The organism is Microbulbifer sp. MCCC 1A16149, from assembly GCF_050368945.1.
Classification (GTDB): domain Bacteria; phylum Pseudomonadota; class Gammaproteobacteria; order Pseudomonadales; family Cellvibrionaceae; genus Microbulbifer.
The window spans coordinates 217147-239300 of the sequence record NZ_CP185959.1 but is presented as its reverse complement, the minus strand read 5'-3'; the positions used below and the strand labels follow the sequence as shown (position 1 = coordinate 239300).

Annotated in this window: 19 protein-coding genes; 11 read left to right on the top strand and 8 right to left on the bottom strand. The window is 56.5% G+C overall.

Features of this window, described 5'->3' with window-relative positions; translation table 11 throughout:
- Positions 1 to 84 precede the first annotated feature (84 nt).
- Entirely contained in the window at positions 85 to 963 is an 879-nt protein-coding gene (locus tag ACONT6_RS00980; RefSeq protein WP_428820039.1) for a hypothetical protein, read from the bottom strand.
- A 13-nt stretch (positions 964 to 976) separates the two neighbouring features.
- On the bottom strand, positions 977 to 2635 hold the full coding sequence (locus ACONT6_RS00975) for a hypothetical protein (RefSeq protein ID WP_428820038.1): 1659 nt from the start codon (positions 2633 to 2635) through the stop codon (positions 977 to 979).
- A 477-nt stretch (positions 2636 to 3112) separates the two neighbouring features.
- Between ACONT6_RS00975 and ACONT6_RS00970 the strand changes: the two genes are divergently transcribed.
- The 4 genes from ACONT6_RS00970 to ACONT6_RS00955 all read left to right on the top strand — a co-directional run bounded on the left by ACONT6_RS00970 (position 3113) and on the right by ACONT6_RS00955 (position 6929).
- Positions 3113 to 3838, top strand: coding sequence for a spermidine synthase (locus ACONT6_RS00970; protein ID WP_428820037.1), 726 nt, complete (start codon positions 3113 to 3115; stop codon positions 3836 to 3838).
- A 227-nt stretch (positions 3839 to 4065) separates the two neighbouring features.
- Positions 4066 to 4671, top strand: coding sequence for a hypothetical protein (locus tag ACONT6_RS00965; protein ID WP_428820036.1), 606 nt, complete (start codon positions 4066 to 4068; stop codon positions 4669 to 4671).
- A 181-nt stretch (positions 4672 to 4852) separates the two neighbouring features.
- Entirely contained in the window at positions 4853 to 6460 is a 1608-nt protein-coding gene (locus ACONT6_RS00960; protein WP_181254401.1) for an ABC-F family ATPase, read from the top strand.
- Between the two features lie 259 nt (positions 6461 to 6719).
- Positions 6720 to 6929: a cold-shock protein gene (locus ACONT6_RS00955; protein ID WP_078083408.1), complete on the top strand. Its 210-nt coding sequence runs from the start codon at positions 6720 to 6722 to the stop codon at positions 6927 to 6929.
- 59 nt (positions 6930 to 6988) lie between these two features.
- Here the strand turns inward: ACONT6_RS00955 and ACONT6_RS00950 are convergent, their stop codons facing one another.
- The gene (locus ACONT6_RS00950) at positions 6989 to 7687 is read right to left on the bottom strand and encodes an OmpW/AlkL family protein (protein ID WP_428820035.1); all 699 of its coding nucleotides are present in this window, start codon (positions 7685 to 7687) and stop codon (positions 6989 to 6991) included.
- Between the two features lie 230 nt (positions 7688 to 7917).
- Here ACONT6_RS00950 and ACONT6_RS00945 point away from each other — a divergent pair, with 230 nt between their 5' ends.
- Positions 7918 to 8946: an AraC family transcriptional regulator gene (locus ACONT6_RS00945; protein ID WP_428820034.1), complete on the top strand. Its 1029-nt coding sequence runs from the start codon at positions 7918 to 7920 to the stop codon at positions 8944 to 8946.
- 28 nt (positions 8947 to 8974) lie between these two features.
- On the opposite strand, the gene ACONT6_RS00940 is transcribed toward ACONT6_RS00945, so the two are convergent.
- On the bottom strand, positions 8975 to 10813 hold the full coding sequence (locus ACONT6_RS00940; RefSeq protein WP_428820033.1) for an ABC transporter transmembrane domain-containing protein: 1839 nt from the start codon (positions 10811 to 10813) through the stop codon (positions 8975 to 8977).
- A 480-nt stretch (positions 10814 to 11293) separates the two neighbouring features.
- Here ACONT6_RS00940 and ACONT6_RS00935 point away from each other — a divergent pair, with 480 nt between their 5' ends.
- The 4 genes from ACONT6_RS00935 (at position 11294) to ACONT6_RS00920 (ending at position 14338) form a co-directional block, all read left to right on the top strand.
- Complete coding sequence (locus ACONT6_RS00935) at positions 11294 to 12091, top strand: outer membrane protein OmpK (RefSeq protein WP_428820032.1); 798 nt, start codon at positions 11294 to 11296, stop codon at positions 12089 to 12091.
- A gap of 216 nt (positions 12092 to 12307) precedes the next feature.
- Entirely contained in the window at positions 12308 to 12730 is a 423-nt protein-coding gene (locus tag ACONT6_RS00930; RefSeq protein WP_428820031.1) for a DUF3574 domain-containing protein, read from the top strand.
- Between the two features lie 51 nt (positions 12731 to 12781).
- The gene (locus ACONT6_RS00925; protein ID WP_428820030.1) at positions 12782 to 13192 is read left to right on the top strand and encodes a hypothetical protein; all 411 of its coding nucleotides are present in this window, start codon (positions 12782 to 12784) and stop codon (positions 13190 to 13192) included.
- A gap of 198 nt (positions 13193 to 13390) precedes the next feature.
- On the top strand, positions 13391 to 14338 hold the full coding sequence (locus ACONT6_RS00920; protein WP_428820029.1) for a transglutaminase domain-containing protein: 948 nt from the start codon (positions 13391 to 13393) through the stop codon (positions 14336 to 14338).
- A gap of 52 nt (positions 14339 to 14390) precedes the next feature.
- Here the strand turns inward: ACONT6_RS00920 and ACONT6_RS00915 are convergent, their stop codons facing one another.
- Complete coding sequence (locus ACONT6_RS00915) at positions 14391 to 15326, bottom strand: hypothetical protein (protein ID WP_428820028.1); 936 nt, start codon at positions 15324 to 15326, stop codon at positions 14391 to 14393.
- A 276-nt stretch (positions 15327 to 15602) separates the two neighbouring features.
- Between ACONT6_RS00915 and ACONT6_RS00910 the strand changes: the two genes are divergently transcribed.
- Positions 15603 to 15980, top strand: a complete 378-nt coding sequence (locus tag ACONT6_RS00910) for a RidA family protein (RefSeq protein WP_428820027.1) — start codon at positions 15603 to 15605, stop codon at positions 15978 to 15980.
- Positions 15981 to 16040: 60 nt separating this feature from the next.
- Here ACONT6_RS00910 and ACONT6_RS00905 read toward each other — a convergent pair whose 3' ends face one another.
- On the bottom strand, positions 16041 to 18134 hold the full coding sequence (locus ACONT6_RS00905) for a transporter substrate-binding domain-containing protein (protein WP_428820026.1): 2094 nt from the start codon (positions 18132 to 18134) through the stop codon (positions 16041 to 16043).
- Positions 18135 to 18516: 382 nt separating this feature from the next.
- Between ACONT6_RS00905 and ACONT6_RS00900 the strand changes: the two genes are divergently transcribed.
- On the top strand, positions 18517 to 20742 hold the full coding sequence (locus ACONT6_RS00900; RefSeq protein ID WP_428820025.1) for a hypothetical protein: 2226 nt from the start codon (positions 18517 to 18519) through the stop codon (positions 20740 to 20742).
- Positions 20743 to 20815: 73 nt separating this feature from the next.
- Here ACONT6_RS00900 and ACONT6_RS00895 read toward each other — a convergent pair whose 3' ends face one another.
- Together ACONT6_RS00895 and ACONT6_RS00890 are read right to left on the bottom strand one after the other, a co-directional pair.
- Positions 20816 to 21565 (bottom strand): TerC family protein, encoded by a 750-nt coding sequence (locus ACONT6_RS00895; protein WP_428820024.1) that lies wholly within the window; start codon positions 21563 to 21565, stop codon positions 20816 to 20818.
- A 122-nt stretch (positions 21566 to 21687) separates the two neighbouring features.
- Positions 21688 to 22068, bottom strand: a complete 381-nt coding sequence (locus ACONT6_RS00890; RefSeq protein ID WP_428820023.1) for an STAS/SEC14 domain-containing protein — start codon at positions 22066 to 22068, stop codon at positions 21688 to 21690.
- Between the last annotated feature and the right edge of the window lie 86 nt (positions 22069 to 22154).

Here is a 22154-nt window from a genome sequence, read left to right as displayed (position 1 = left end):
AGGGTCGACTTCTTGCATAAAAAAGGGAGTAGCGACATACATCGCTACTCCATTTTTAATAGCGTAAGCGTTAGCTCATAGATCTCACGGTGTGGCAGCTTCCGCTTCCACCTGCTCTGCATTCGCAACGGCCGATACATTAGTTACCGTCACTTTTGCGCCGGGCACAACCGGACCGGAAAAGTCAGCCTGGGCTCGCAGGGCATCTTCAGCGGTACTAAGCTTGTAGGGCTGCAGACTTTCCAGACTCTCAATATGCAAGAAATTCCCGTCTTCTGGCAGCGTCTCATCGTACTTATCCCGGAACCAACGACGCCCGTGGGTAATGACCTTACCTACAGAGGCCTTGGCCGAGGGAAGCCCCGGTACCATGTAATCCATGGTGAAGTCGTCGTAAAACGACTGGATTTCACCTGCGTCCTTGAAGTCCGTAAAATCAATTTCGAAAGTATTGGAGACGCTGAAATAGGTAAAGCCGGTGACCTGCGTTTTGGGACCACAGATACTCGCGACCATCTTGCAAGTATCGACCGGATCCCGCATTACCTGGCAGCCCTCGAATACGATTTTTGACTGCACGGTAACGCCGGTCTTTGCCAGCGCCTGGCGCACGGTCTCCGTAGTCGGGTTACGGCCGCCTATAAATAGCTGCCCCGGTGCCGAGTGTACATTGATAACCAGAGTATCGATTTTCCCGTACTTGCTCAGTGCCGCCGCCAGTTCCGCAACGGACCCGACACCTACCAGTTTTGCTTTCGGATAATAGGCGCGCGCAAGGATCGGCGCGAAGCCGCTGATTCCAGAATCGCCACTATCGTAAAGCATCAATGTCTTGATCGATGGACCCTTGGCTGTCCCTGAGCTACCGCCAGTGGCTGCCTTGGTACCTGCCACCGGCGTCTGTGTCAGCGTCGCTGAGTTGAGCACCTGGCCCACATCAGTGACTGGATGTCTTGGAGGCATCGGTTTTTCCTCCTTACTCTTCTGTCTCTAGGGCGCACAGACGGTTCAGGTCGACGATGGTTTCGAGGCGATCCTCGAGCTTGGCTTCCGCGATCGCGGCCTGAACAATGCGTTCGCGATCGTTAGCGAGGGTTTCCTTGTTTGCCGCTGCGCGCTGGATCGTCATCGCATATTCGTCGAGTGCATCCGCCTGTCCGAGCAATGCTTCCACGATAACACTGTCAGTTCGCATGGTAATACGCGAGTCATTCAGCAGGACGCCATCCACGGGATTGCTGGAATCGGCCTGATTCAAAGGTCCGGATTTGAAACGGTAATAGCTGTTGGCGGTAGGCACCGGGAACTCGCCATCTTCACCCAGAGTGGCCGGCTCGATCTCAATACGTGTACCGTGATCCACAAGGTTTACCCGCTCCAGGGTGGGCACCATGATATCTTCGCTGTCGGCGATAAAGCCCGCTACTTTAAGGATGGCACGAGCCACCTGCGGGATTTTGTGCTCCACTACGAACTCTTGCAGGAAGCCCAGCAGACCGGAAATAGGCACCTCGCGCCAGGAATCGCGACGACCGTTGGTAAACGCCACACGGACGTCCTTCAGGTGTAACTTGGTAATGTACTCCTGATTCAACTCGCGGAACACAAAGTTCAGGACACGACGCATATTTGCGTTGCTGATGGTGCGTTCGATAATGGTTTCCGATCCGGATTCCTCCTCCCGCTCGGAGCTGCTGGTTACCGACATTTCCCGTTTGCTGGAAGATTCTGCAGCGTGTTCCTTGACGGATTCTGCTGCCTGCTTGGCAAACTGCTCACGTCCACTGGAGTACTCGCCGCTCCCGCCACCAGATACACTGGCACTACCAAAACCCCAACTGGCGGACACTTCCGCTTCTACATGCCACTCTTCCGTTTTGGACTTGGTCTGCTTGTCGGTAGTTTCATTCTGGATTTTGTCGGCAAATCGCTCCCGTGCGGACTGCTCGTGCGAGTCGATAATACTGGAGGATTCCTCGCGGCTCTCCTTGGTGCTCTGCCAGGTACGCATGGATATACGCGTCGTTTCCCCGGGCAACAGGGTAAACGTCTTCACCGTTTTACCCATACCGTAGTCGCCCAGGAACGAGCTGACTCCATAGCGCTCCACCAGGAATATTTTGGGCTTCTCTGACGAATCAACCGGATGCGGGGTATAGGTCAGGTTGCCAGCCCAGCCGACTGTCGGCACCATTACAATTCCGGTATGGATGTTTTCCTTGAAAACACGAGGATCCACTGCATCATTCAGTGCAGCAATGGTTTTCATCTGCTGGCTGCTTGTGGCGCGCGATGTGGTGTTGTCGATGGGGGCCCGGGCCGGCTTTACGTCCTGAGGAAGCCGAGTCACACGGGTACTGATCCGGTAGATACTTTCGCTGAGAAAGTTTTTTACTAAAGTATCATTGGGAATCAGATTGTCCTTAACCTTCGGATCAAGGCCCAGAGATTCCTTATAGGAGGTTCCGGCTGTTCTGGCCAGCGCAGTAAAGTCCTTGTTACCCAGCCCCAGATCCAGCTCCATGATCCGGCGTCCGGTATGTGCACCGGGCAATGGCACCTGGTAATTGATTTTTGCAGGCTGTCCCGCTTCACTGAACTGAATTGCCTTGGGTTCACTAACCGTGTCGTTCATTGTTAAATTCCTTTTTAGTTGATTCGCTTTCACTAACATTCTCATCCATCCGGCTAAAACTCCTTGTCATGTAGCCGGCGAGCGCAGCGAGAATATCAGTGAATTTTTATTTGGCAACGACCGAAAAATGCTTTTCGTGACAAGCCGAAATTTAGCGCTTAGGGGAATTCAAGTTACTCGTGACAACTGCTTGATATTAAAAAGAATCTGACCAAAAAGTTTGAAATTACTAAGCGATTACAACCCCTTACACGCGATTACACGTCAACTCCTTTTGCCACAACTGCCAGCGCAAGGAATGACGCCCCTCGGAGCGCACATATCTATCGCGGCATATTGATAATCGCGATCTCGGTGATTGAGAAAAATTCCAGATGTTTATTTGCAATCGACGTCGTATATTGGCTGCCAATTAGTGGAGCTTTCCACATCAGAAAATATTCCCCATCATTTCAGTCGCGTTAGGATTTATTCGCCATGCCCCTGTTATTTGAAGAAATCGATAGTCAACCGTCTCCTCTTGGGGAAATCTCGCTGCGCAGGCGGCGTATCCCGGCGCTCGGAGAGCGGGATATTTACGAGGTAAAGCTCGGCGAAGAGTTCCTGATGTCGAGCATGTTTGTGGAAGCAGAAGAAGCGCTTTCGACACTAGGTCTGGCCAAGACCCGGGGTGACCAGCTGGATGTCGTGGTTGGCGGCTTGGGACTGGGCTATACCGCAGTGGCGGCGCTGAAAGATGAACGTATCGCCGAGTTACTGGTAGTCGACGCACTCGACACCGTGATCGGCTGGCACCGCGACGAGAAAGTGCCACTCGGAAAAATTCTCAACGCCGATGGCAGGAACCGCTATGTACACGGTAGCTTCTTTGACCTGGCTACAGCACCACAAACGGGTTTTGACCCTCAATACCCGGGCAGAAGGTTCGACGCGATTCTACTGGATATCGACCACTCACCCACCGAGTACCTGAACCCAGCCAATGCGGACTTTTATACCACCGACAATCTGGCACTGATGGCGGAGCAGTTGAAGCCGGGAGGCGTATTCGCGATGTGGTCACAAAACCTGCCAGAGGAATCTTTCGAGGATTTACTGGGGACAGTTTTTGAGTCGGTGGAGTCGCATGTGATCTCGTTTTACAACCCGTTCATGAGCGAGGAATCGACTAATTCAGTCTACGTGTGCGTAAAATCGTCCTAATGCAGGGCCTGCTCTTTTCAGGCTCTCTAGGCGGAGGATATCCCCTCGGATCATCGAAAAACATTTTCCAAATCTTAATTTCCCGGTAATAATAATTTCACGAATGAAATTATTACCTGCGCCAGTTAGTCACGGAAGACCAGTTTGGCAGCGAACATATGGCGCATGATTTCTCGGGCCTGAACTACTGATAGATTTCGGCAGTTCACTTGAAACAGGGACGTTTCATGGAAAATGTAATTCGCTCCCGATCCACGGGAAAAAGCGTCATCAATGGCACCTACGAGACCCGCAAGGTCTTGCTCAAGGTCGGCACCGAGTCGGTGACCAAGTACTTCAAGCAAAGACCGGGCGTTGATCGCCGTTATCGGGTTGAAAAATCCGCTCTGCAACGGCTGCGTGGCGTCACGGGTTTTCCCCAGTTGATCCGCACTGCGGACACATCCCGCCTGCTCGAGATGTCACGCCTGCCAGGTGCCTCAGTAAAAGCCCTCAGCGAGCGCAATCTGCGGGACCTTTCGACAATCGTCGAAAAGATGCTTTCCGCTGGGGTGGCGCGCCATTCCCTTCCGCTTAGAGACATCCTTGTCGATGCAGAGGGCAACATCGGACTGGTGGATTTCGAGCGCGCCACCCTGCGCTCGCGTATCTGGCGCCCGGACTGGAGCATCGCCAAAACCGTAACCCGATATCACCTGTACCGCCTGTTCGCCGAGCAGCAACCGCAGTTACTGAATCCGGAGCAGTGGAAACTGCTGAACCTCGGCAGAAAGCTGAAAAACCCGGTTGGCCTGTTACACGCCTGGACCAAATCGCTGCGCAAACCCGCATAGGGACCATTGCCAGAAGCCTGCCCGTCCTGCGACTATCGAATGCTCAATTATTAGGCAAAATTCTCGACACCCTGCCCGCAAGCCCTTATAGTGCGCGGCTCGCCGTACGCTCTGGCGTCAGCGGCCGTCATTGATGACGCTCATCTATACCGCCCACCTGTAAGCCCCCGGGAATATTCTCTTGATCACCACCGCCAATATCACCATGCAGTTTGGTGCCCAGCCGCTGTTTGAAAACATCTCCGCCAAGTTCGGCAATGGCAACCGCTACGGTCTGATCGGGGCCAATGGCTGCGGCAAGTCCACATTCATGAAGATCCTGAGTGGCGCGCTGGCGCCGTCTGCGGGCAATGTGTCCATCGAGCCCGGTTGCACCGTGGGTGTACTGAGCCAGGACCAGTTCGCGTTCGAGGAGTACTCGGTAGTCGACGCGGTGATCATGGGTGATACCCGCCTGTGGGAGATCAAGCAGGAACGCGACCGCATCTACTCGCTGCCCGAAATGAGCGAGGAAGAAGGTATGCGCGTGGCCGACCTGGAGGTGCAGTTCGCGGAACTGGACGGCTACAGCGCGGAGAGCCGCGCGGGTGAGATCCTGCTGGAGGCGGGTATCGAGGAATCCCTGCATTTCGGTTCCATGAAGCAGGTGGCACCGGGCTGGAAGGTACGCGTGCTGCTGGCGCAGGCCCTGTTTGCGGATCCGGACATCCTGCTGCTGGACGAGCCTACCAACAACCTGGATATCCACACCATCCACTGGCTGGCGGAAGTGCTGAACCAGCGCCGCTCCACCATGATCATCATTTCCCACGACCGGCACTTCCTGAATCAGGTCTGCACCCATATGGCGGATATTGATTACGGCGAGCTGCGCGTCTTCCCGGGTAACTACGAGGACTTCGTGGCTGCCTCCACCCTGATCCAGGAGCAGCTGCACGCGGAGAACGCCAAGAAGAGTGCGGAGCTGGAAGAGCTGCAATCCTTCGTTAACCGCTTCTCTGCCAACGCGTCCAAGGCCAAGCAGGCCAGCTCGCGGGCGAAGAAGATGGAGAAGATCAAGCTGGAGGAGGTAAAGCCCTCCAGCCGGGTAAAGCCTTACATTACCTTCCAGCAGAGCAAGAAACTGCACCGACAGGCGCTGACCCTGGAAGATCTGGCCCACGGGTATGACGGTGAGACCCTGTTCGCCGGCGGCGAGATGATTCTGGAAGCGGGCGCACGCCTGGCGGTGATCGGCGAGAACGGGGTGGGCAAAACCACCTTCCTGCGCTGCCTGGTGGATCAGCTGCAGGCCAACAGCGGCGTGGTGAAATGGTCCGAAAATGCGGCCATCGGCTACTGCCCCCAGGACAGCAGCGCGGATTTTGACAACGATCTGACCATATTCGAGTGGATGTCCCAGTGGCGCACCCCCAAGCACGATGACCTGGCGGTACGCGGTATGCTCGGGCGCCTGCTGTTTACCGCAGACGACGCCAACAAGAAGGCGCGGGTGTGCTCCGGTGGGGAAAAGAACCGCCTGCTGTTCGGCAAGCTGATGATGATGGATACCAACGTGCTGGTGATGGACGAGCCCACCAACCACCTGGATATGGAGTCCATCGAGGCGCTGAACAAGGCGCTGTCCCAGTACGAAGGCACCCTGATCTTCGTCAGCCACGACCGTCAGTTTGTCTCCTCCCTGGCCACCCGGGTGCTGGAGATCAAGGACAAGCAGCTGGTCGATTTCCAGGGTACCTACGACGAATATCTCGCCGATCGGGCCCGCGCGGAGGCTCAGGCCGCCTGAAAACCCTTACCGGGGGATATTGGCGGCTAAAACTTCGAAATGTATCGACCAATTACTGAACAATTTCTAGACAGGGCGATCACTTCCCTATAGAGTGGCCCCTGCTAGAAAGAAAGACTTTTATTGATACCGCTATATCGCTGTCGTACTCGCAATGCCACGTTTTGTTCATATCGTGTCCTGCAGTTACTAAGAGCCTTTACATCAAGCACCACCCGCCTCTCGAGGCAACACTCTTTTTAATTTCAGGAAATTAGATATGTCTAATACAGTGACTGGAACCGTTAAATGGTTCGACGAAGCAAAAGGTTTTGGTTTTATTGAGCAGCAGTCCGGTCCGGACGTGTTCGCACACTTCAGCGCTATCGCTAGCACCGGTTTCCGCACCCTGACCGAAGGCCAGGCCGTTGAGTTCACCGTAACTCAAGGCAAGAAAGGCCCGCAGGCTGAAAACATCGTAGTGGTTTAATCCCCTACTGATGTGAAAACGGGCCCTTCGGGGCCCGTTTTTGTTTGTGTCCAATTTGATCAGAATTGATATCCGACCGTCAGGGAATAGATGTCCGGGTCCACATCGATACTGATGGAGCGGGTAACATCGCCGATCTGCGGCGTATCGGTGGTAACTTCGATATCACTGGTCACCCAGTAGCGGGAATACGCCAGGTCCACTGACCAGCTTTCATTCAGCGCGTAGTTCGCGCCAATCTTCACCACGCCTCCCACGCTGTCTTCGACAGTGCCTTCGCTTTCACCGCCGAACGCGTGCTCATAGCTCTCGTAAATCTCTACATCCATAAACTTGGCGTAGTTAACGCCGGCACCCACGTAGGCACTCAGTTTGCTGCCCAGGTCGAAGTGGTAAAGACCGATGACTGCCGGAGTCAGCGCCTTGCTCTCACCCACCTCACCCAGGGCTGCGGCAGTGCCGGTGGCAACCTGCTTTACCGTCGGCGGCGTGCCCGCAGCGAACTGCACGGACCAGTTGTCGGTGATGAAATAGTCGTATGAGAACAGGGTGACACTGTGGTCGTCGGCGATCGCGGTGATACCGGCCGGGGTCAGGGCGGTGCCCATACCCATGTTGTCGCTCAGTTCGTTGGATTCGCTGTTATAGCTGACGGTACCTGCACCCATCTTGATCAGGTGGCTGCCGGCTTCTGCGGCAAAGGTGGAGGCGCTACACAGCGCTGCGCACAGCGCGATGGCACTGGACAGTGTTTTCATGGTCTTTCTCTCGTTATTGCTATTTTTCGGCATCGTTTTTAGCGTTGTATTCGGGAGTGGGAAGCCGGCAGCTACCGGCGAAATTCCCTCATCCGAACTCGCTTATAGGGGACCATAAGGCGCCAACCCAAATAAGGTTTGTTGGGGACACGGGGGTGTCCATTTCCGCCAATCGGTGATTTAATAACCAATATTGCACCTACCGAAAAACCTCAGAAAGCGCCCAAAAAGTGAAACTTTTCTCTAGTTTTCAGCCGGAAAGAGAAAGGAAGTCCTACCTGCTGCACAGCATTACTCGCCTGATATCTACCCTGGCAGGATTTGGCGTGCCGGTGCGGGAGGTGCTGCAAGGCAGCGGTGTCCTGGAGGGACAGTTGGATAACCCGCAGGCGCGGGTGTCATTCAGCCAGATACAGGTGATCTTCCAAAATACGGTACGCCTCACGCCGCGGGCGGATATCGGTTTACACGCGAGCCGAGAAGCCCGGTTTTCAGATTTCGGGGTGATCGGCTACACGCTGATCAGCGCCCGCAGCATGGCCGATGCTTTCGAGCTGGGGCTGCGCTATCTCCGCCTGGCCAGCCCGGCGGTCAATAGCATTATTTCGATGCAGGACAATATCGGGAGGATTGAGGCGAGTCAGATACGGGTCGCCCCTGAGGTGCTGCCGATCTGCTCGGAGTTCTGGATAGGGACTATCGTCGCCCTGTGTGAAGACGTACTGAAGCGACCACTGCATAACCTGCGCCTGTACCTGCCCTACCCGGATCCGGGCTACGGCGAAAGTTACCGGGCACACTTCAACTGTCCGGTTGTATTTGATACTGCAACGCTGCGGCTGGAGTTTGATGCCGCGCACCTTTACGACAGGGCGCCCTATGCCAGTTCGCTGGTGTTACAGAAATGCGTGCAATCCTGTGAATCCATTCTGGCGGAACTGGAGTCCGAGGACGGCATTGCCCATCAGGTAAGGGCCATGCTGATGGAAAACCCCGGCCAGTTTCCCGACGCGGGCGAGGTGGCAAAAGCACTCGGATTATCGGTTCGCTCGCTGGGGCGCAGGCTCAATCAAAGTGGGCACAGTTTCCAATCCGTGCTGAATGAGACCCGCAAGGAAATGGCCCTGCAGTATTTGCAGCAGACCTCGATGAGTGTGCCGGAAATTGCCGCGCGAGTCGGTTTTTCCGATGCATCAAACTTTCGCAAGGCGTTCAAAAAGTGGACCAAGGCAACTCCCGCAACCTTCCGTCCAGAATGACTGCAGGTTTATCCCGGATAACGCCCTGTCAGGCCCTGCCGGGTGCCTCGACATCCTGAAACTGCAATTCGGCCAGGCGCTTGTACAGCGGCGAGGCCGCGATCAGTTCCCCGTGGGAACCCTGCGCTACCAGCTGGCCCCGATCCAATACCGCAATACTGTCTGCGTGCAGGATGGTCGCCAGCCGATGGGCAATGATGATGGTGGTGCGGTTCTTCATCAGTGCTTCCAGCGCCTGCTGCACGTGGTACTCGCTTTCCGCATCCAGCGCACTGGTGGCTTCGTCCAGCAGCAGGATTTTCGGGTCTTTGAGGATTGCGCGGGCAATGGCGATCCGCTGCTTCTGGCCACCGGACAGACGGGTCCCCTGCTCACCCAGGTGACTGTTGTAACCATCCGGCAGCTGCTCAATAAATTCGTGGGCGTGGGCGGCCTTTCCCGCGGCGATTACCTCCGCATCGGTCGCATCCGGTTTGCCGTAGCGGATGTTGTACCAGACATCAGCAGTAAACAGCGCCGGCTGCTGGGGCACCACGGCGATCTGGCGACGCAGGGTGCCGGTATCCATCTCCCGGATGTCCACCCCATCCAGAGTGATACGCCCACCGCTGGGATCGTAGAACCGCTGCAACAGCTCAAGCAGAGTAGACTTACCCGCGCCGGAGGGGCCCACCAGGGCCAGGCTCTTGCCGGCCGCCACTGTCAGATCGAGACCGTCGATCGCCGGTCGGTCCAGTCGCGACGGATAGCTGAACGCTACCCCATCGAAAACCACCTCGGCTTCTGCCTCAATAGCTGGGCGCTCACTATCCGCAGAAGTACTACTCGCGGGAATTTCTGCCTTCACATTCAATAGATCTACGAGTCGCTCGGTGGCGCCGGTGGCCCGCTGCAGCTCGCCGTACACCTCGGAAATCGTCGCCACCGCCGAGCCCATCATGATGGCGTAGAACACGAACGCGGCCAGGTCACCACTGCTCATACGTCCGGCGATCATGTCATTGCCGCCCACCCACAACAGTGCACTTACCGCACCGAACATCAGCAGGATCACCACCGCGATCAACAGTGAGCGCTGGCGCACCCGCTGCTTGGCCACATCAAACGCGGTTTCCACTTCCGCGGAGAAGGCCTGCTGCTCGTGCTGTTCGCGGGTGTAACTCTGTACCGTCTTGATGTGCTGGATGATCTCGCCGGCGTAGCTGCCTACATCGGCGATAGAGTCCTGGCTGGCCTTGGACAGTTTCCGCACCCGGCGGCCATACAGCACGATGGGTAACAACACCAACGGCACCCCCACCAGTACCATCAGGCTCAATTTCAGGTTGGTAAACAGCAATAACACCAGCGCGCCCACAAACATCAATCCGCTGCGCAGCGCCATGGAAAACGAGGTGCCGATAATATGTTGCAGCAGTGTGGTGTCGGTGGTGAGACGGGACATGATCTCGCCGCTGCGGTTGGTTTCGAAATAGCTCGGGTGCAGCGTCACGATATGGTCGAACACCGCCTTGCGCAGGTCCGCCACCACCCGCTCGCCCATCCACGACACCAGGTAATGCCGTGCATAGGTGCCAACGGCCATCAGTACCGCGAGCACCATCAATACCAGTACTGCCTGGCCAAGCGCGGCGCTGGAGTCTCCGGTCAGTCCCTTGTCGACCAGCAGGCGCACACCCTGGCCAATGGCGAGGGTGACGCCAGCGGTAAACACCAGGGCCACTGCCGCGCCGAATAAAGTCTTCTTGTATGGCCGCATAAACTGCCAGAGCGCAGCCATCATCTGACGCGCGCTCATGCGCGAGGCGGCATCTGCTGCCTGCCCGGTATTTTCGCGGTTGTCGACGGGTTCGGAGTGATTAGACATACAGGTTGGCGTACCGAAAAAAATGGACAATCAGTATATAGGTGAGGCACCAGCCGGCAATCCGATACAGACGCGGGTCGATTTCAATTCGGTAGAACACGATATCCTGCAGGCAACCAGCGTTGAGGAGGTCAGTGGCTTGCGCGGCAGAGCACCGCGCTGAATCACAATTTACAGCGCATCCAGAAAGACCCCAACCTGCTGAAAGATGCCCTGTTTGGCGGCGTTCACGGTAGTGGCCAGTAGGCTTCGTATTTAGCTGCCCGGGTAAAACGCCCCCTGAAACAATATTTCTTATTTGACGCCTGAATAGCACGCTTTTCACACAAACCCCCATTCTCTGGACCAGGGACACTAACGCGGCCCTGCCCGCGCGGCTCACCTGACAAAACTTGGCAATCCGCGCACGAATCCGGTAAATTTCGCGGCTATTTTTTGACCAATTGCGGTTTGCACCACACTGCCGATTCAGAGGTTCCGATGACGCTCCCCCGCTCCCTGCCCGCACTGGCTACAGGCCTGCTTACCCTGTCCACTTCCCTCAGCGCAACGGCCGACGTGTTGTGGCAGGACAATAGCCTGACCGCGCTGTACGGCCGGGACTACAAGGTCAACTACAGCCTCTCCACCGATGACAGCAGCCGCGGCGTAGTCACCTTTGAGCACGCCAGTGGCCACAGCTGGGGAGACCTGTTCCTGTTCTCGGATTACCTCTCCTCGGAAGATGGCTCCAGTGAGCTGTATACGGAAATCTCCCCGCGCCTGAGCCTGGGCAAACTGAGTGGCCGCGAGTTCGCCTACGGTCCGGTGAAAGATGTGTTGCTGGCGGGGCAGCTGGAACTTGGCAATATGGATGACCCGGACAACCTCACCGCCACCGGCCCGCACTTCGTCAACAAGCTCGCAGGGGTCGGCTTCGATCTGGCAGCCCCGGGGTTCTCCTACCTGCAGGCCAACCTCTATCACCGCACCAATGACAGCAAGGCAGACAACGAACAGCTGACCCTGGCCTGGGGACTGCCGTTCAACCTGGGTAACGAGTCCTTTCTGTACGATGGGTTTATCGACTGGGCGAGCGCTTCGGCAGATGTGCATCCGAGCATAAATTTCACTTCCCAGCTGAAGTGGGATATCGGTGCGCGCAGTGGCCACCCCAAGAAGCTCTACGCCGGCATCGAGTATGTCCACTGGAATGACAAGTTCGGCATCAAAGACGGCACCTTCGGCATTGACTCCAATGAGCGCAATATCAACCTACTGCTGAAATACCATTTCTAATCGTTCTCCACTCTCGCCCTCCGCAGCCATCCTCCGTGTGGGGCGACCAGCCTGACGCGATTTCCCTCGTCCCGACGGAAAAGGGACAGGGGTTACATCCGCGGCAAAATGGCGTACCTTAAATTCTTTATTAGCCTCAGCTTTAATGTCGGACTTGATAGGCGGGAAGCCTCGTCACTGGCGAATGGCATGCGAATGGCATAAAGAAGAATGCACGTGACAAGTATAAAAATACTGTTCGCTTCGTTAATGGTTGCCTCGATTGCAGCCTGTGGCGGCCCATCGGCACTGCGCTGCCAGCCCGGGGAAACCCTGCAATTTCACGACCTGTTGTATTTCGGTACGGCGATTGGCAATCCGCCCGTTGCGGAAGTGTCCGAGACACAGTGGCAAGGCTTTGTGGACGATGTCCTGTCCCAACATTTCGCTGACGGGCTGACGGTGATTCCCGCCGCAGGGCAATGGAAACCCGCCGCCGGGGTCCCCGTGCGAGAGCGAAGCCATGTGCTCTCGTTGGTACATTCGAGCAGTCCTGAGATCGAGTCCTCGATCAGCGCTGCGATCGATCACTACAAGCGGACTTTCGATCAGGCGACTGTTCTCAGGGTGCGCAGCCCGGCCTGCGTGGCATTTCGCTAGGCAGCGCACTTCTATCGTTCAACCGGCACATAAAAACGACAATATCCGATTATGTCTCTCAGGCAATGGCATCGACTGAAGCTCAGGTATGCAGAACACGCCGTAGAGTTTCTCGCCGGCAGTAGCAATCTGCGACCGCAACTGCACTCCGCATTTATCCAGCTGGCGGCCCGCGCCGGCGAAGTGCGGGCCACGCTGTCGGTCTATCATTCCCTGCACGGCTGGCTGCAGGTTTGCGATCCGGAACACCGCTACCCGATCATCAACAACCCGCTGCGTCTCAATGTTTCCAGGCTGTGGCGCTCGGTGCTGTATACCCTGTCGGAAGCGGACACCTGGCCCACCGATGAAGAGAAATCACAGAGAAAACTGGAGCGACAGCTGAAGCGCAGGGCTGAAATCGCGGAGGCTCGTCGCAGTCGCTTCCATCTGGTGAAGAACGACCCATACACCGAAAACTGACACAGCCCCACTGTCGCCAAATCCCCCACCTGCCTCATTCGGCCCACCGGCGCCACCACTCCACCCGCCGCAGCCCTGCCTTCACGCCCTTCGACTCAACGCCACTTTCAGTACATTCATCGACGCGCCGCATCTAGCCCAATATTTTTGTGCGTCCATTACCAACCTGACAGGAGGAAAAACCAAGAGGAATATCTCATGCGATGGATGGCAATTTTTATCGTGGCGCTGCAGCTGGGTTGTGCGGGCAGTCCCAGCTCCACGCCCCCACGGGCACTGAGCGGGGGCTCTATCACCACCGGTGAGGCGGCCCTGAGTGAGGACCAGGCCGAATCACTGGCAGAAGCCCTGGAAATCACCTTCGGCCAATCAATGGAACCGGGAGCATCCGCACTCACCGGGCCCGGTTATTCACAGGGACTGCTGGCGGTCAGTCCGGAAATGCGGGCGTTTGTGGATTCGATCGATCCATCCCTCAGCCCCAACCAGCGATTCCGCCAGATTCTGCGCACCCTGAAGCAGCAGCGTTTTGAACTGATTTACGATCTCGATACTACCGCCACCGCCGCGGAGGCGTTTGCCGAGCGCCGCGGCAACTGTATTTCATTTTCTGCACTGATGGTGGCACTGGCGCGCGAGGTGGGTCTGGAAGCGCACTTCAACCGGGTACACGCCCCAATGGGGCGCAGGACAACGTCGGGAAGCAGTGGCAATGCACTGGTACAGAATATCCTGCATATCAATGCGGAGGTCTCCTTCGGCTGGTCCACGCGCATTCTGGAATTCAACTTCGATCCGCGCAGCCCATACCGGCACAAGCGGCTGGACGATGCCACGGTACAGTCCCTGTACCTGAACAACCGGGCACTGGAACTGGAGAAAGAACAGCGGCGGGAAGAAGCGGTCGATCTGTTGCAGGAGGCGCTGACCCTCAACCCCGGCTCCAGCCTGTTGTGGAATACCCTCGGTTATATCCAGCGACGGGACGGCAATCTGGAACTGGCAGAGCTGAGTTACAGTCAGGCGCTGGCCCTGGATAGAAGCAACACCGCGGCCCAGCACAACCTGCGCAATGTGTACCGCTTGCAAAGCCAGCGCGCATTGTCGCAGGCGGAACTGACCGGTGACAGTGATGCAGAGTCCTAAACTGAGTCCTAAGCGCAGTCCTGAGCTGAATGCTGAGAATTCGCCGGGGCGCTCACACCCTGGCGATCTTGACCCCGATTCCCATGTGGTCGGTAATCGCCGCGGCGCCACTGGCTCCGGCGACATCCACGCACTGGGAGAGGTAAACGAGGTTTTCGATCTTTACCGTGTTGGTGTTGTAGACCGCCACATCGTATTTTTTGCTGGCATTACTGTTGGTGCCGCCAAAGCTGCGCTGGTAGGCATCTTCCGGCTGGATCTGTTTGCCCTGGTGGAACTCCGCAAACGATTGTCCCATCGCACCGGACACCACTTCCTGGGTATAGCCCACACTCGGCTGGTTGGTGTCGCCCATGATAACGTCAATCACACCACCGCCCTCGGACTGCAGAACCCGGGAGTGGATGTCGCTGTAGAATTTCCTGGTCAGGTCCTTTTTGGTGGCAACGCTGTTGGGCACGTGCACGAACAGCGCGCGGATACCGTCGCTCTCGATGGCAATCCAGCCCATACCGGCCTGGATGAAACGGTGACTACCGGAGCCATTGGTATGCACGCTGAAGCTATTGCACGCCTTTCCGGTACTGGTTGCGGTCAACAGGTTACCGGCGTGCTGCTGCATGCTCTGCCATTCGCTGTGATTGCCATCCAGTTCACCGTAAACAAGCACACTGCACTGGCCGAGTGAGCGGATCAGGTGCTGATGGGTCTGGCGCGCTTTTCCCTCCACCAGGTTCAGAAAAACCTTATCCGTAAAGCGCCCCTGTTTTTTGTAGATATCCTTTGCGGTGGGTAGCAACTGCGCGGGGCCGTGAACCGGCACATCCGGTGCCGCGCCTTCCGCTACAGGCATCGACAACATCCAGGGCTTGTCACTCTTGGCGATATTCGTGTGAGTACTTTTGGTAAACCGCTGGGAGTTGGATGCGGCCACGCCATGATCGACCTGGACGCCGGAATTGAGGGATTGATAGGCGAATACGGGCACGACGATCACCTCCTGTGATTGTTCGATTATTTGATGACTGCACCCCGGTGCAGATTCAAGCAGGCCAGTATTAGATCACCTTTTTTTGCCTATCTCAGCCACTATAAATTCGTGCCAGAGTTGAATTAGATGTTTTTTTCACGGTCGCACGTGACCCCGCAGTAGTCACCGGAAATCTCCGGGTGCTAGGTGAAGTGTTCAGAGTGTGGCATCATCCCGCGCCCAATATTCACGGGCTCCCGTATCGGGCGGAGCCCTATCTCAAGGAGAATTTCGGTGAGCAGAAAACTGATTTCCAGTGGATCGGAGTTTGAACAAAAAATCGGTTATTCACGCGCGGTGGTGGATGGGGACTATGTATTTGTCTCCGGGACTACCGGTTTCAACTACGCCACCAACAGCATCAGCGACGATGTGACGGAGCAGGCGGATCAGTGCTTCAGTAATATCGAGCAGGCCCTGCAGGAAGCGGGCAGCAGTATCGATAAGATCGTACGGGTGGCTTATATTCTGCCCGACCGTGAGGACTTCAAACCCTGCTGGCCGGTGTTCGAAAAGTGGCTCGGGGATGTGCGCCCGGCGGCAACCTTTTTTGAGGCGCGACTGCTGGAAGATGCAATGAAGATCGAGATTCAGGTAACCGCCCGGGTCTGATGCTTTGCGCGGGCACAGTCGGCAAGGTCTTTCGCCGGCTGCGCCCTACGCGGATATGGTCTACTGCTGTTCTGCCATCCTTTCATTGCGCGCCACCGAGACATATCCGAAATAGCGATCGCGGATCTCGCGCACATAGTTCACCGGCTCCCGGCCCCGCACATATCCAAAACGCGCCTTCTTGTAGTATTCCGGCTGTGACAACAGCAACATCGCGTCTTCCACATTATCGAACCAGCGATCCGGGTCTTTGCCCAGTTGCTCGGCGAGCACGCGCGCGTCCCTCACATGGCCGTGGCCGGCGTTGTAGGCGGCCAGGGTGAAGAAAATTTTCTGGTCGAAGGCAAGGCTTGTGGGAAAGCGCTCTTCCAGCCAACCCAGATAGGAAATTCCCGCACGAATGCCGTTTTCTGGATGGTACAGATCGGATATGCCCATCTGATGCGCGGTACGCGGCATCACCTGCATCAGGCCGCGCGCGCCGGCAAAGGATTTTGCCCGCGGATTAAAACGGCTCTCCTGATACATCTGTGAAACGACCATACGCCAGTCCCGATCGGCAGGCACCGCGTGCTTGCGCACGATCGGATCGTAAGGAGAGAGCGTACTGGTATCCCGCAGACGCTCTCCCAGCTTCCGCTTGATGCGTTTTTCTTCGCGGAAGTATTTGTTGTAAGTGACGTTGAAAAACAGCCCGCGGTAATACTTGTTCAGAAACCCGTTTAACTCCTCCAGCAACGCGGGCTGGTCTTTGCGCACCGCCCAGGCGATATCGCGCTCGCCACCGAGATCCCCGATTACCTGAAAGTCATCGCGGTAGGTCTGCTCAATCTCTAGCAGGTGCGAATCCGCCACGGTGTAATCGTAGCGTCCGGTTGCCACACCGTCGATCAGCTGCTCTGTGGTCGCCCCGGCTATCGGCAGGATCTCGATGGGCGCCTCACTCGCGGCTGCGACAGCGGTGAGACTGGTGTAGTAACTGCTGAGCGGATTAACCGCGACAGACTGTCCGCTCAGCTGCTGTGCCACCGGGATCGCCTGCGCACTCTCAACGATATTGTCCGCCGCGGTGATCAGCTGTTCAGTTACCTGCATATAGGGACGGGTAAATACCAGGCCCTGCTGTTTACGCGACTCGGTGACGGTCGTGGACGCGGCGATCACGTCGCCTAGCCCCGCCGCCAGTGCCTCCGCCAGATCCACATCCGGCCCCGGTACCACCATGCTCAGGCGCAAGCCGTGATCCCTGGCAAAGCGCTGCAACAGGTCGTAATCAAACCCCATCAGCTCGCCCCGCCACATGAAATAGGAGGCCGGGTGATTGCGAGTGAGTACGCGCAGGGTGCGGGTTTCCCGAATCTGATCCCAGTCCCGCAGTGCGCTGGCACGGCGCTGGGCTGCCTCGAGATGTTCGCGGGTAAAGTATTCATTCAGCGCGCGCTCAAGCTTCGGCGCATCGCGACGCACCGCCCAGGCAATGGCGCGGCGCTTGTCGCGCAGGTCTTCCGCCTGTAGAGCGGGGAAATCTGCCAGTAGTACATCGGCCAGGTTGCTGTCGATTACCGTCGCCGCAAACTCGCCACTGGCGACACCACCGAGCAGTTCATCCTGGGTAACCGGGCCTTCCAGATATTTCGGTGTCAGGGGCCGCGCGGTATCGGCGCGCTGGCTCAGGGTTTCTGCGAACGCACTGCCTTTTCTCAGTGCCACCTCCAGCGGGGCATCACTTTGGCTAGTGTCGCGCCGGGTAATCAGTAGCTCCTGCACGTATTCCAGTGGCCGGGTAAAGGTGACCTGCCTGGCGCGCTCCGGGGTGCGGGAAAAGTTAATCGCAATCAGGTCACCGCGTCCCTCAATCAGCGCCGGGATTAATTGGGCAAAGTTATCCACATATATCCACTGCGGAGTCAGCCCGCGCTCGTGGGCGAATTTTTCGGCCAGTGCGCGCCACTCTCCGGTGGGCAGGCCGTCGCGGGGCAGTGACTCCTCCTCCAGTCCGCGCGGTGCCAACAGCCGCAGGGTCTCGCGTTCGGCAATGGCATCCAGATCGCCGCGCTCGATATAGTTTTCAAATTCAGGGATCAGGGGCTCTTCGGGCGCGATAGTGCCCTCTTCTCCCACTTGCTGCTCGGACGGAGTAGCTACTGACTGCACCTCTTTCTCCGCTCGGTCACCTCCGCAGGCCACGAGCAAAGTGAAAATCAACAGGCTGCAGGCCCGGGAAATCCCCCGGCCAGCCCGGCGCCATGTATCCATACCGGCAATCACAACCATCTCGGTATCACCTCTAATTGGTGTTGTTAGTGTGATTAATGTCTCACAAAGCGTGATGCATTTCGAACTTGATCATTTTTCACACAAACCTCTGCCAATGCTGTTTCTGGATCCAACGCTGCCGCACAAGTGGCGCTAACGATCGATACGGGATTGCGAGAACCTGCAAGCACAGTGTTCATCGCGCGCGCTGAGCGGGACTTATTGAAAAGCGCACGATGCCCAGTCACCCCTACGACGCGAGGGTCTAAAGAAAATGAAAATGATTCGGCACCTTATAGCGGCAGTTTTTCTCGTCGCCTGCGCAGCGCCTACGATCCAGGCTGCTCCCCTTTTTGATGAAGACTTCCAGGACGGCAACATCTTTGGCTGGAGTACAACCGGCACCGTGTATGCCAACGCGTACTACGGCAATTACTCAATTGGTCTGCGCGGCAGCGGTGCCAGTTCTACCTATACCCTGTCCACGGTGGGTTACGTGAACGTCAATATCTCGCTGGATATTTCGGCGTACTCCCTTGAGTACGGTGAAACCTGTGTGGCGGAAGTATCCAATAATGGCGGCAGCGCCTGGGTAAATGCGATTACCCTTTTCAATGGGCAGGACAACAGTGCCCTGTACACTGCAAACAGTGTGGCCATTGATGCGGATAATAAATCCCAACTGATGATCCGTTATCGCAATGCTGGCAACGACTATTACGATTACTGTTACGGTGACAACATTCTGGTGACCGGAGATGTTGATACCGGGAGTGGTGGAAGTAGTAGTGGTGGAAGCAACGACGATTACTATGATGAGCTGAGCGGATCCGGAAACGTTTCACGCAGACTGTTGACCTATAACGTGTTAATGAACGGAAGCGACCCGGGCAGCCGCGTAAACCTTTCTGCTTACGGCGTGCCGCAAAATGCGGCGCATCCGCAGAATGCATTTTCCGGCACACTGACACTAAGCGGTGAAGCGACCGGAGGTAGCTTTGCCGAAGTAAAAGATACTTACAACTACACCGGCGGTGGCGATAACACACGCAAACACTTGCCGGAGTTTGCGTTCCAGTTTATTCAGACCGGCAGTCACATTTTCCCGCTGGAACGCGGTTCCATCCCCAGTGCGCACCCCAACTGGGAATATGTGCTGACACCGGGTCGAGCTTGGCAGGAAAACAACGATAACGGCTACAGCCGTGCAGCCATTCCCTTCGCCCTGCAACAACGCAATGCCAACTGCATGCACAACGGAGTGATGACATTCCTATTCAAGGATGATGGCTCCATTTCCAAGGTCGCCTACCAGATCAGCAATGAAACCTGCCTGTATTTCAAGGCCGACTGGTGGGGACTACTCAGCGCCACCTACACACCGGAAACCATTGCCAACCAGAGCCAGTGGATTCAGGACTACCATGCAGAAATTGCCGGCCGCATGCCAACCAAACCATTGTCGGCGCTCAGCACGGATTACCCGGGCACCAGCCCCTCCGCATTTGAAGCACCCGGCAGCACCGATGCCAGTCACGTTTCCACTGCCGGATTTATCTACGGTGGAGTGCATTACCGCGGCAACTGCGTTACCCGCTATGGCAACTACCCCTACTGCGACTCCATGGTGGTGCCGTCCTACTCTTCGGCCAAATCCTTCTTTGGCGGTGTGGCGATGATGCGACTGGAGAAACTTTACCCCGGCGTGCGCAATACCGCCGTTGCGAGCCATGTACCAGCCTGCAACAACAATGGCAACTGGTCCGATGTAACGCTGAACAATCTGCTGGATATGGCAACCGGGAATTATGGTGATGCCACTTATATGGTGGATGAGGGTGCTTCCCACACCGACAACCTGTTCCTGAGCGACAGCCACAACAGCAAAATCAATTACAGTTGTAGCCAGTATTCGCGCAAGGCAACACCGGGGAACCAGTGGGTATACCACACCTCGGACACCTACATAGCCGGCACTCATATGAATGACTACCTGCAGGACCAGCAGGGCAGTAGCGCGGATATCTTTGCCGACATCATTGTCGCCGATCTGTGGGACCCGATAGGCATCAGCCCTACTGGCAAGTACACGCGCCGCACCTACGACTCGGTGGAACAACCCTTTGCCGGCTGGGGCCTGATGTGGCTACCCGACGATGTGGCAAAAATAGCGAGCTTTGTCGGCATCGACGATGGCGAGATCAACGGCCAGCAAATGCTCGATAGCAACCAGCTCAATGCTGCCATGCAGCGCAATAGCGCCGATACAGGTACCGTGCCGCTGGCCGACTACCGTTACAACAACGGGTTCTGGGCACACAATGTGGCCGGCAACCTGAGTGGCTGCAGCGGCGCGCAGTGGATTCCGTTCCTGTCCGGTTATGGTGGGATCACTGTGGTACTGCTACCAAACGATAGCGTGTACTACTACTTCAGCGACAATGAGACCTACTATTGGCTCGAAGCTGTACAGGAAGCACACCAAATTCAGAGTGTCTGTCAGTAGTAATCGACCTCTGGACAACAAAAAAGGGACGATTGAATCGTCCCTTTTTTACCTTTCGGATTGTTTATCGCACTTATGATTCTTCGCGAATCGGCTTGTGTAACTTCACCGCCTCGGCTTTTTTGCTGCGCATGCGGATATTCAGCATTTCCACGGCCATGGAGAAGGCCATTGCGAAATAGATATAACCCTTGGGCACATGCACGTCGAAGCCTTCGATAATCAGGGTGACGCCGACCAGTATCAGGAACGACAGCGCCAGCATCTTGATGGTGGGGTGACGATCGACAAAGTCGCCGATGGGTTTGGCCGCTACCAGCATCACCCCCACCGCCAGGATAATGGCGATGGCCATGATGGAAATATGGTCCACCAGGCCCACCGCGGTAATCACCGAATCCAGCGAGAACACGATGTCCAGTACAGCGATCTGTGCCAGCACCATGCCGTAAGTTGCGGTCGCCACACTGGCACTTCCGCCATCCTCGCCCTCGAGGCTGTTGTGGATCTCATGGGTTGCCTTGAACAGCAGGAACAGGCCACCGCCAATCAGGATCACATCGCGCCCGGAAATCTCCTCGCCAAAAACGGTGAACCAGGGTTCGGTGAGTCCCATGATCCAGGCGATGGAGAACAGTAGTGCCAGTCGTGTGATCATCGCCAGTGCCAGGCCGATAAAACGCGCAGACTCGCGCTGCTTCTCCGGCAGGCGGCCGACCAGGATGGAAATAAAGATAATGTTGTCGATCCCCAGAACAATTTCCAGGGCGGCCAGGGTGGCGAGGGCGATCCACGCCTCCGGGCTCGCAATCCATTCGAACATGATGTTTCCCCGTTTTGCGCAGTAATTATTGATATTGCGCGAATGATAGACGTATAGAAAACGGCCCCTGTCTTGCGGCAGGGGCCGTCTTCGGAATTATCTGAGGGGAGAGTTTATGCGCTTTACGACAACCAGGCCAAGGCCTCTGCCTTATCGTCGAATACCCTGGCTTCGCCACCGATAAACCAGGTGCCGATTTTGGCCGCGACTTCCTGCCACTGCTTATCGCCCACCATGGCGACTCGATTGAATTGACGGCCATGTTTCAGGCCCAGTTTGAGATCATCCCAGGCGGCACGAATTTCCCATCCGGCCAGGTCGCGCATATCAAACAGCACATCTACTTTGGGATGGTCCATCCCGGCAATGGCGGACTCCAGCATGGGCACGAGGGTTTCATAATCCTCGTGTTGCAGCTTGCCGCGGGCATGCATCGACAACAGCACCCGTTCATCTCCGGTGCGTTCGATACTGACAGAAAAGCCGTGGTGATATTCACCCATGGATTATCTCCCCGGGCATACGAACCCGAATGCGGAAACACAACTAACCGAAGGTATAGCGTGGCCCCGCACTCGCGCCCAGTTTC